The sequence below is a fragment of the Actinomyces sp. ICM39 genome (assembly GCF_000282935.1).
GTDB lineage: Bacteria > Actinomycetota > Actinomycetes > Actinomycetales > Actinomycetaceae > Pauljensenia > Pauljensenia odontolytica_B.
Genome location: NZ_ALCB01000097.1, coordinates 1 through 10,278, shown reverse-complemented (window position 1 = coordinate 10,278; position 10,278 = coordinate 1). Strand labels below are relative to the sequence as shown.

The 10,278-nt window shown below is 68.7% G+C and carries 10 protein-coding genes; 2 read left to right on the top strand and 8 right to left on the bottom strand.

All coding sequences use genetic code 11. The features are described from left to right. Together HMPREF1137_RS06060 and disA are read left to right on the top strand one after the other, a co-directional pair. A partial coding sequence (locus HMPREF1137_RS06060; RefSeq protein ID WP_007590032.1) for a DNA repair protein RadA occupies nucleotides 1-1,046 on the top strand: 1,046 nt, incomplete at its 5' end. Nucleotides 1,047-1,082: 36 nt separating this feature from the next. Then, entirely contained in the window at nucleotides 1,083-2,153 is a 1,071-nt protein-coding gene (gene disA, locus HMPREF1137_RS06055) for a DNA integrity scanning diadenylate cyclase DisA (RefSeq protein ID WP_007590022.1), read from the top strand. A gap of 3 nt (nucleotides 2,154-2,156) precedes the next feature. Here the strand turns inward: disA and HMPREF1137_RS06050 are convergent, their stop codons facing one another. The 8 genes from HMPREF1137_RS06050 to HMPREF1137_RS10040 form a co-directional block, all read right to left on the bottom strand. After that, entirely contained in the window at nucleotides 2,157-3,092 is a 936-nt protein-coding gene (locus HMPREF1137_RS06050; protein WP_007590028.1) for a hypothetical protein, read from the bottom strand. Nucleotides 3,093-3,196: 104 nt separating this feature from the next. Continuing rightward, a complete protein-coding gene (locus HMPREF1137_RS06045) occupies nucleotides 3,197-3,673 on the bottom strand; it encodes a DUF3180 family protein (protein ID WP_034497122.1) in 477 nt (158 codons plus the stop codon). Continuing rightward, nucleotides 3,674-5,755, bottom strand: coding sequence for a 2-amino-4-hydroxy-6-hydroxymethyldihydropteridine diphosphokinase (folK, locus tag HMPREF1137_RS06040; RefSeq protein WP_007590029.1), 2,082 nt, complete (start codon nucleotides 5,753-5,755; stop codon nucleotides 3,674-3,676). Further along, nucleotides 5,748-6,611, bottom strand: coding sequence for a dihydropteroate synthase (gene folP, locus HMPREF1137_RS06035; RefSeq protein ID WP_007590024.1), 864 nt, complete (start codon nucleotides 6,609-6,611; stop codon nucleotides 5,748-5,750). Before folP ends, folK begins: the two co-directional genes overlap by 8 nt. 1 nt (nucleotide 6,612) lies before the next feature. Then, nucleotides 6,613-7,182 carry a GTP cyclohydrolase I FolE gene (gene folE / locus HMPREF1137_RS06030; protein WP_007590026.1) on the bottom strand — a complete coding sequence of 190 codons (570 nt, stop codon included), beginning with the start codon at nucleotides 7,180-7,182 and terminating at the stop codon, nucleotides 6,613-6,615. Then, the gene (gene ftsH / locus HMPREF1137_RS06025; protein ID WP_007590037.1) at nucleotides 7,179-9,224 is read right to left on the bottom strand and encodes an ATP-dependent zinc metalloprotease FtsH; all 2,046 of its coding nucleotides are present in this window, start codon (nucleotides 9,222-9,224) and stop codon (nucleotides 7,179-7,181) included. The genes folE and ftsH overlap by 4 nt, the downstream gene beginning before the upstream one ends. A gap of 25 nt (nucleotides 9,225-9,249) precedes the next feature. Further along, nucleotides 9,250-9,804 (bottom strand): hypoxanthine phosphoribosyltransferase, encoded by a 555-nt coding sequence (gene hpt / locus HMPREF1137_RS06020; RefSeq protein ID WP_007590027.1) that lies wholly within the window; start codon nucleotides 9,802-9,804, stop codon nucleotides 9,250-9,252. 172 nt (nucleotides 9,805-9,976) lie between these two features. Further along, on the bottom strand, nucleotides 9,977-10,278 hold a 302-nt coding region (locus tag HMPREF1137_RS10040; protein WP_196792966.1), incomplete at its 5' end, for a TilS substrate-binding domain-containing protein.

Below are 10,278 nucleotides of genomic sequence, written 5' to 3'. Positions count from 1 at the left end.
CGGCCGCGGGCGGGCGCGGGCCCGTCCTGTACATCACGGGCGAGGAGTCGGCGGCGCAGGTGCGCGGGCGCGCCGAACGCATCGGCGCCCTCGAACCGAACCTGCTCATCGCAGATGAGACGGAGCTTGGCGTCGTCCTCGGCCACGTGCAGGAGGCCTCCCCCTCTCTCCTCATCGTCGACTCCGTGCAGACCATCTCTTCCGCCCAGGTCGAGGGTGGGGCGGGCGGCGTCGCGCAGGTGCGCGCGGTTGCCGCCTCGCTCATCCGGGTCGCCAAGGAATCCGACCTGCCCACCCTCCTTGTGGGCCACGTGACGAAGGACGGCGGCATTGCGGGTCCGCGCGTCCTCGAACACCTCGTGGACGTCGTCTGCCAGTTCGAGGGTGACCGTCATTCGCGCCTGCGCCTGCTGCGCGCGGTGAAGAATCGTTACGGCCCCACCGACGAGGTCGGCTGCTTCGAGCTGACGGACTCGGGGATCTACGGCCTCGCCGATCCCTCTGGTCTGTTCCTGTCGCGCACGACGCGCGGCGTGCCCGGCACGTGCGCGGCCGTCTCCCTCGAGGGGCGCCGCCCGCTGCCCACGGAAATCCAGTCGCTCGTCGCGCCCTCCTCGGGCGGCTCGCCTCGGCGCACGACGTCGGGCGTGGACCACGCGCGCGTCGCCATGATCCTGGCAGTCCTGCAGGCCCGCATCGGCGCAGACACGTCGGGCGCGGACGTCTACGTCTCCACGGTCGGCGGGGCGCGCACAGTCGAACCCGCGATCGACCTGGCGATGGCGATCTCGATCGTGTCGTCTCTCAAGGGCGTTCCCCCTCGCGCGGACCTCGTCGCGGTCGGAGAGATCTCCCTGACGGGCGAAGTCCGGGCCTGTACGGGCACCCAGCGCCGCCTCGCCGAGGCCGCTCGCCTCGGCTTCTCCGCAGCCATCGTTCCCGCTCAGGGCAGCGAGGACCTCGCGGGCGTCGACGGCATCACCGTCTTTACTGTGTCGGATCTGGCGACGGCTATTCGTGTCGCTTTTCCGACGGACTCGCAATAATAGGTATCGAACCTACTGTTCAGGGAGGGAATCACATTGACGTCCGATGCAGCGATCCTTCGTGAGGCACTGCGCGCAGTCGCGCCCGGTACGCCACTGCGTGAAGGACTGGAACGAATCCAGCGCTCCCACACGGGCGCCCTCATTGTCCTGGGATACACCCCCGAAGTGCAGGCGATCTGCTCGGGCGGCTTCGACCTCGACATCGCCTTCACGGCCGCGCGCCTGCGCGAGCTGTGCAAGATGGACGGCGCCGTCATCATCGACCCCGACCTGTGGCGCATCCGCAAGGCCAACGTACAGCTCTTCCCGGACCCCACGATTCCCACCGACGAGTCCGGCATGCGCCATCGCACCGCCCAGCGCACCGCACGCCAGACCCACCTGCCGGTTCTGTCCCTGTCCGCGTCGATGCGCATGATCTCCATCTACGTGGGCACCGAGCACCGCCTTGTCGAAGAGCCCGAGGCCCTGCTGTCGCGCGCCAACCTGGCCGTGGATACGCTCGACCGCTACAGCCAGCGCCTCGACGAGGTCCTGCAGACCCTCACCATCCTGGAGATGCGCGACAGCGCGACCGTGCGCGACGTCGCCACCGTCATGCAGCGCATGGAGATGATCCGCCGCATCACCTCCGAGATCACCGAATACCTGGAGGAGCTGGGCTCCGAGGGCCGTCTGCTGGCCCTGCAGGTCGAGGACCTCGTGCGCGGCTCCGCGTCCGAGCGCGCCCTCGTCATGCGCGACTACATCCACAACCCCGACGACGTCGCCCGCGTCGAGGCCGAGCTCTCATCCCTGGGGTCGGAGCGCATCGTGGACCTCACCGCGATCGCGAACATCCTCGGCCTGGACGTGTACGAGGTCGCGGACCTGGACCGCGAGATCACGCCGCGTGGCGTGCGCGCCCTCTCCCTGGTTCCGCACCTGTCGTGGAGCGCCATCAAGGAGGTGTCCGCGCACATCACGACGCTGCCTCAGCTGCGCGCCGCCACCACCGAGGACCTGGAAGCCATCGAGGGCATCGGCCCCTACCGCGCCAAGCTCATCACCGAGAACCTGGCCCACCAGGCGCAGGCGGTCAGCTCCGGCCTCGTCGGCTGGTAAGCCTTAGCGGCCCGACTGAGCCCCCGACTGAGCGCCGGACTGCGGGGCGGGCGTCGGCGCGGGAGTCACGTCGACGACGGTCGAGCCGACCTCGCGCGTGCCCATCGTGACCGCGACCTTGTAGGTTCCGGCTGACGCGGCGCTCGCGCCGCCCGCCGGGGTCGTGCAGCCGTTCGTGTACACGTAGCCATCCCAGCGCAGCGCGCCGCTCCACGTGGCGCCCGGGCGCAGCAGCAGGGTCGCCGACGACTGCTGGTCCTCGCCGCACTTCGCCGAGTTGTAGACCTGCAGGTCACCGGTCGAAATCTGCAGGGCGAAGCGCGACAGGGATGTCGAGCACGCGACGCTGCCGCGGTTTTCGAGCGTGAGTGTCACGGGCATCGCCGACCCGGAGGAGGTCGCGGATGCTGTCGCGGTGGCAGTAATGTCGCGGTCCAGACAGGAGGGAATGTCAATCGTCGTACCGTCGGTGAGCAGACCGTCGGCAGTGGCTTCCTGGCCACCCTTGAGCGTGTACCCGGAGGCGTCGAGGGCCCCGGACTGGACAGCGGACTGCGGGGCCGACTGGGGCGCAGGATCAGCAGTGAATGCACCCGCAATCGCGCGCACGGCGGCGACGATCCCCCACACGATGAGGGCCAGGATAAGGATCAGCCCAAGGCCAGTGATGATGCGCCGAGGCCACAGGTTGACCGGCGGACGGCCCCCGCCCTTCTTCTTCGCGGCTGCCTGTGCGGCGCCGCCGCGCTGTACCTTGGGCGCGCTGGCACTGCCTCGCTTCGTGGACGGTGAGGCCTTCGACGAGGCCGGACGGCCCGTCGAGGTGCGGCTGCCGGCTGCGGCGCGAGACGCTCGATCGCCGGTGCGACCGGTCGCGCCTCCCGACGTACTACGCCTGGAGGTGGGTCGCCTGGGTGAATTCTTACGCTGGTCAGCCACGCATCCACGATACCGGGCGCAGGGCGCAGCAAGCGGCTAACGCTCGGGACGGGGGCGACTTTCACACGCTGAGCGCCCGTCGTCGCGCTCCAGTGAGGGGCAGATCAGGCGGCGGCGCTGCGCTTGGAGGACGTCGAGCCCTCGTCGTCGGGATCAATGACGCACCAGCGCTCGACGACGATCGCGATCACGCACCACACGATGCCGACGAGGCCGCTGAGGCCGGAGCCGATCGCGTTGGCGAGCATCGCGGGAGCCTCCAGCTGCATGAGGGACACAGCCATGACGCCGATCAGGACCCCCGTCAGGCCCGAGCCAACGATGGCGCTGGCACGCGCAAAGACGGCGACGCGCATCGCACCGATCGCGTCAATCCACGTGTCTTTGCCGGCACGCAGTCGACGCACCGCCAGACCGGACCAAATGAGGCACGCGGTGGCGATCGCAAAGATGACTGCGGGACCCGGGGTGACGATCATCGGGGTGCCACCCTCGCGCATGTGCGCGAAGAAGCCGAGGAAGCTCAGGACGGCGGCCACGAGGCCCACCGCCAGCACCCACACGATCGACACGGGTTTCATTTAGCGCCTCTTGACGATCGGGATCGCGCCGGTCATCGTGGGCCGCACAACGACGCGACGTAGGATGCCGGTCTGGGTGGCCTCGTCCTCGGGGATGGGACCGACGGGGGTATTGTCGGGCAGCCCGGGGGCGAGGATGGTCGAGCGCCCGTCGGCGTGGACGGTGGCCTTGGGTGGCTCTTCGTCGTGGCCGAGGCCGGAGCGGTCGTCGACGACACGCACATCGTGCGCGGAGCTGACGGAGAAGTTCCAGTCCGGCAGCGCGATCGAGGAACGGGATTCCTCGCGGTTGGATTCGAAGACGGGGACCCAGCGGGGCTTTTCACTGCCGCTCGGCTTGTAGGAGCCCGTGCCGATCTTGCGGGTCATACGACCGGCCGCGGAGTCCGCGGGCACAGAGGAAACCGGGTGCCAGGAGGGGCGCGACGAGGCTCGTCCCCCGCGGTGGCGGCGCTCACGCTGGGGCGGGGCCGCCTGGGAGGGCGCATCAAAAGCGGGCACGGGCACCTCGGGCGAGGCCGTGGAGGCCTCGGCGGGGGCCACAGGGGCCTGCGCGGCGGGCGCCTCCTCCTCTGCGGGAGCAAAGCGCGACGCATCGGGTGCGGGCACCTCGGGCGAGGCCTCTGCGGAGACCTCGGGGGCAGCCTGAGCGGGGGGCTGCGGCTGTGGGCCGGACGAGGCCTCGAAGGACTCGGCACGCGCGACCTCGGGTGTAGGAGCGACTGCGGGAGCTGGCGTGACCTCGGGGGCAGGAACGACCGTCGGAGCCGGCACCGCCTCGGGGGCGGGAACGACCTCGGGCGCGGGAACGACCTCGGCGGAGGCCTCGGGCGCATCGACGACGGGTGCCGGTAGCTCGGTGGCGGGCACTCCCGGGCGGGTCACAAGGTTATCGACCTGGCTGATTTCGCCTGTCAGGGCCTCGATGAGCTCGCGCATGTCGGCGCTGGCCTGCTCGGCGCGCTGTGCGAGGAGCTGGTCGGAGTCAGCCATGACGGCCGCCGGGTCTTCGAGCCAGTCGTCGACGGCGTCGATGATGCCCTCGCGGTCGGGGGTATCGGCCAGCAGGTCGGACACGCGGCCCACGCCCTCGAGGATCGCGTCGGGCTCACACAGGAGCCAGGGCGCCAAAACGAAGGCGCGTTCCTTGGCGCGCGGGTGCGGCAGGGTGAGGACCGGGTCGGAGGAGGCCAGGCCCTCGATCTGAATGATGTCAATGTCGACGGTGCGTGCGCCCCAGCGCTCGTGGCGCTCGCGACCGAGCTCGCGCTCGATGCGGCTGGTCTGGGCGAACAGCTCGTCGGGGGTCGCGATCGCGGAGCCGACGACGACTGCGTTCCAGTAGTCGGGCTGGGGTGCCTGGCCGGGGGCCAGAACGGGCTTGGTGCGCATGATCGGCGAGACGTCGTCGATCTGGAAGCCCTCCATGTAGGACAGTGCTTCGACCGTGTGCATGAGGGTCACGGGCACGTCCCCGAGGTTGCCTCCGATCGCCAGGACGACGCGGCGCGAGCGCAGGTGCGCCGGACGGGAGGCGTCCTCCTCGTGCTGCTCCTGCGCGGCGTGCGCGGCACGGCGCGACGGGAGGACCTCGCGCTGCTCCTGCTCGGCGGGGCTGGGAGCCTGCGCGTGGCCGTAGGCCTCGATCTCGCCGGTGAGGACGGAACCGTCCTCGGCCTCGTAAATACCCTTGAAGGACAGCGACAGGGGCATCGCGTCGGTCTGGCCTGCCCGCACGGTCACCGACACGTCCGCGAAGGGGTGGTCGATGGGGGCGTCGGGCTTGTGGACGGTGACCTCGGTGCCGACGACGCCCTCGTGGCTCATGACGCGCGCGGCGATGGTTTCTGCGAGGGTTTCGATGAGATCGACGGCGGTTCCGGTGAGGACAGCCATGGCCTCGTCGGCGATGTCGGCGTAGGAGACGGTGGCGGCGATGTCATCGGTGGCACCGGCGGTCTCGACCCACATGACGATGTCGGCGCTAAAGCGCTGGTTGCGGTCACGCTCGAAGCCGTAGACGCCGTGGTTGGCGAGCGCCCCGAGTCCTTTCAGGGCGATGATGACGCGTCGGTTAGTCAACGTCGTTCTCCTTTCGGGCGATGGCCGCCACGGTGGCTGCTACGTCGTGGACCCGCACGGCCCACGCGCCAGCTGCCGCGCAGTAGGCGGCGATGTCCGCGCTGTTCGCGTCCACGTCGCCCTCGAGGGCCTTGACGAAACGCTTGCGAGAGGCGCCGACGAGGACGGGGTATCCGCCCTGCAAGAAGCGCGGCAGTTCACGCAGAATCTGCCAGCACTGGTCGCCCGTCAGCGAAAAGCCGAGGCCCGGGTCAACCACAATTTTATCAGCTGCCACACCAGCATCAATAGCGTCTTGAACCTGAGAGCCCATGCGCTCGATGAGCGTGCCCACGAGGTCATCCCCGTAGTCGAAGTGCTCCCCCGGCATGCCCGGCAGCGCGCGGTAGTGCTGGACGACGTACGCGCAGCCCGACTGCGCAACAGCCACATTCATCTCGGGATCCCAGCGCCCGCCGCTCACATCGTTGATGATCGCCGCACCGGCGCGCGCAGCCTCGCTGGCCGTCGACGCGTGCAGCGTATCAACCGACACGATGACGCCGTCGGCGGCCAGGGACTCGACGATGGTGCAGATGCGCGCCCACTCCTCGTCCGCGCTGATGCGCGTCGAGTTCGGGCGGGTCGACTCCCCGCCCACGTCGATGAGGTCCGCTCCGGCGGCCACCATCTCGCGCGCGTGGCGCAGCGCGGCCGCGATGTCCGTGTAGCGTCCCCCGTCCGAGAAAGAATCCGGGGTGACGTTGAGGATGCCCATGATCGCCGTCCGCCCGACAGGCAGGGTCAGGCCGCCCGGCAGCGCCAGGGGCGGGACCGGGAACGAGGCCGGGGCGGCGGGCAGGGGCAGCGCACTCACGTCATCGGCTCCCGGACAGGACGAGGGCCATCATCTCGGCGCGGGTGGCGCCGTCGTTCATGATGCCGCGCAGCGCGCTGGTCACGGTCGAGGAACCGGGCTTGGAGATGCCGCGCATCGACATGCACATGTGCTCGGCCTCGATGACGACGATGACGCCCTGGGGGTTCAGGATCTCATCGATCGCGTCGGCAACCTGAGCGGTCAGGCGCTCCTGCACCTGGGGGCGGCGCGCGTAACCTTCGACGACGCGGGCCAGCTTGGACAGGCCCGTCACGACGCCGCCGCGCGGAATGTAACCCACGTGGGCGCGGCCGTAGAAGGGCAGCAGGTGATGCTCACACACCGAGAAGAAAGTGATATCGCGGACGAGGACCAGCTCGTCGGTACCGGCGTGGAACTGGGTGCGCAGATGCTCGCGGGGGTCCTCGGTCAGACCCTTGCACATCTCGCGCCACGCGCGCGCCATGCGGTCGGGGGTGCCGACCAGGCCCTCGCGCTCGGGGTCCTCACCGATTGCGACGAGTAGGTCGCGCGACGCCTTCTCGACGCCAGCGGAATCGTAGGTCACGACTGCTCCTCGCCCTCGTTCGCCTGGGTATCCATCACGTCGGAGACGTCGATCGAGGGGACCTCAAACGACACCTCGGAGATGGCCGAGGCCTCGGCAGACCCCACGCCGACCGGGTGGCCCAAGACCACGCCCGGGACAGCCGCGTCGGACTGGTAGTTCCACACAGGACGCTCGGGGGCCTTCACGACATCCTTGAAGATCTCCGCGAGCTGCGCCTCATCAAGGGTCTCCTCCTCGAGCAGGCGGGAGGCCAGCGTGTCGAGAACGCCGCGGTTTTCCGACAGAATTCGCCAGGCCTCGCGCATCGCGTTGTCGAGGAGGCGACGCACCTCCTCGTCGATGATCGCCGCGGTCTCGTCGGAGAAGGCACGCGGGCCCTCGCCGCTGCCGTGCCCGAAGGCCTCGGTGTCGGCGTCGCCCAGCTTGACCATACCGATGCGGTCGCTCATGCCGTAGTCGGTGACCATGGCGCGGGCCGTCTTCGTGGCCTGCTGAATGTCGTTGGCGGGGCCGGTCGACGGATCGCGGAAGACGATCTCTTCGGCGACGCGGCCACCCATACCGTAAACCAGGTCGTCCAGGAGCTGGTTGCGCGTCTTGTTGAAACGGTCCTCGGTGGGCATGACCATCGTGTAGCCCAGGGCGCGGCCGCGCGGCAGGATCGTCACCTTCGTGACCGGATCCGTGTAGTTCAGGGCGGCGGCGGCCAGAGCGTGGCCAGCCTCGTGGTAGGCGGTCACGGCCTTGTCGTGGTCGTTCATGACGCGGGTGCGCTTCTGCGGGCCGGCGATCACGCGGTCGATGGCCTCGTCGATCGCGCGCTCGTCGATGAACTGCATGTTCGAACGCGCGGTGAGCAGCGCCGCCTCGTTCAGGACGTTCGCCAGGTCTGCGCCCGTGAAGCCGGGGGTGCGCTTGGCGATCTGACGCAGGTCGACCTGCTCGGTCAGCGGCTTGCCCTGCGCGTGCACCTTGAGGATGGCCTCGCGGCCCTTCAGGTCGGGGGCCTCGACGGCGATCTGGCGGTCGAAACGGCCCGGGCGCAGCAGGGCCGGGTCGAGGATGTCGGGGCGGTTGGTCGCAGCGATGAGGATGATGTTGGCGCGCTCGTCGAAGCCATCCATCTCGACGAGGAGCTGGTTCAGTGTCTGCTCGCGCTCGTCGTTGCCACCGCCGATGCCGCTGCCACGGTGGCGACCCACGGCGTCAATCTCGTCGACGAAGATAATGGCCGGCGCGTTCTTCTTCGCGCGCTCGAACAGCTCACGCACGCGGGAGGCACCCACGCCGACGTAGAGCTCCATGAACTCCGAGCCGGAGATCGAGAAGAAGGGGGCGTTCGCCTCGCCGGCCACAGCCTTGGCGAGCAGGGTCTTACCCGTTCCGGGAGGACCGTAGAGGAGGACGCCGCGCGGGATGCGCGCACCCACCTTGTGGAACTTGTCCGGGGAGGCCAGGAACTCGCGGATTTCCTCGAGCTCCTCCACGGCCTCGTCCTCACCGGCGACGTCCGCGAAGGTGACGTCGGGGCGCTCCTGGTTGAATTCCTTGGCGCGCGACTGCGTGAAGCCGCCCATCATGCGCGAACCCGACATGGAGCGCATGACGAAGTAGAACGCGCCCATGAGGATCAGCAGCGGAACCAGCAGCTGGAAGATAGCGCCGAGGGCGCCAGACTGGGGACGGACCGCGTTCCAGCCCTTGGCCGGGGCCTTGGCGGCCACGGTGTCCAGGATGTCCTTCGTCTGCACGTACGAGTACGTGAAGTAGACGCGCTTACCCAGATCCGCGGTCTTGTCGTCATCGCCGGTGCTCTGGTGCACGTAGTTTTCCGTGAGCGTCAGGTTCACCTGCTGGGTGCCCTCGTTGAGGACCACCTGCTCCACCGTGTCACCCGAGATGAGCGCCAGGCCCTCCGAGGTCGAGACCGAACGCGGCTGGTTCGTCTGCCACAGGAACCAGCCACCCACCAGCAAGATGAGGAGCGGAACCAGCACCCAGCCCAGGCTGGGGCGCTTATTCTTAATCTTCTCGTTCACAGACGTCCCTTACAGTTCAGTGTTCTCAGTTGTTGTACACGTGCGGCTGCAGCGTGCCAACGAAGGGCAGGTTGCGGTACTTTTCGGCGTAATCCAGGCCGTAACCGACGACGAACTCATCGGGAATATCGAATCCCACGTATGCCACATCGACGTCAACCTTGGCAGCCTCCGGCTTACGCAGGGCGGTCGCGATCGTGACCGAGGCTGCGCCACGCCCCAGCAGGTTCGCCTGCAGCCAGGACAGGGTCAGGCCCGAGTCGATGATGTCCTCGACGATCAGCACGTGACGACCGGCCACGTCCTGGTCAAGGTCCTTGAGGATGCGCACAACGCCCGAGGTCTTGGTGCCCGACCCGTAGGAGGAGACGGCCATCCAGTCCATCTCGAGGGGAGTGCGCAGCTTGCGCGACAGATCCGCCATCACCATGACGGCGCCGCGCAAAACACCGACGATCAGCAGTTCTTCACCCGCGTAGTCGCGGTCAATCTGCTCGGCCATTTCACCGAGCCGACGGTCCATGTCCTCGGCGGTGACGAGGATTTCCTTCAGGTCGTTTCCCATGTCGGTGGCGTCCACCGTGGCCTCTTTTCGTTGGGTTGTAACGCGAGCGGTTCCACTATAAGCGTGCCACAAAACCGCGCGACTGTAACAGGAAGGCATAGATTCTCACTGTCAGCGCAACATCGTGTGAGCACGCTCGCGGCGCACCGGGCGCCCCGCGGCCCGGCGAGTGGAGCGCCGGCGACCGTCACGATTGGTGTCCATCCTCGCCCGCGGGGTGTGCCCGGAGAATGATCTGGGCGCATTCACCGCGCCCAGCGCGGGAGGCCAGACCCCCGGGCAGGTGGATCGGACCCTGTCCTCGCCACGCGACGACGAGGTCATCAAGATCGTCAATGTGCCCACTCGACAGCGCCCGCAGGCCGGCGGCTCGGGCGGCCTCGCGCAGGGTGCGCGTGCGCACCGCACGGGGAGCGCCGCGCAGGAGTGACACCGCGAGCGCCACAGACGCGACCCCTCCACCGAGGTCTTGTGCGTCGGCGACCCGGG

What these genes read in the sequence shown, in the direction of transcription:
- HMPREF1137_RS06045 (WP_034497122.1), bottom strand. Translation starts at nt 3,673, where the DNA reads ATGAAACCCGTGTCGATCGTGTGGGTGCTGGCGGTGGGCCTCGTGGCC.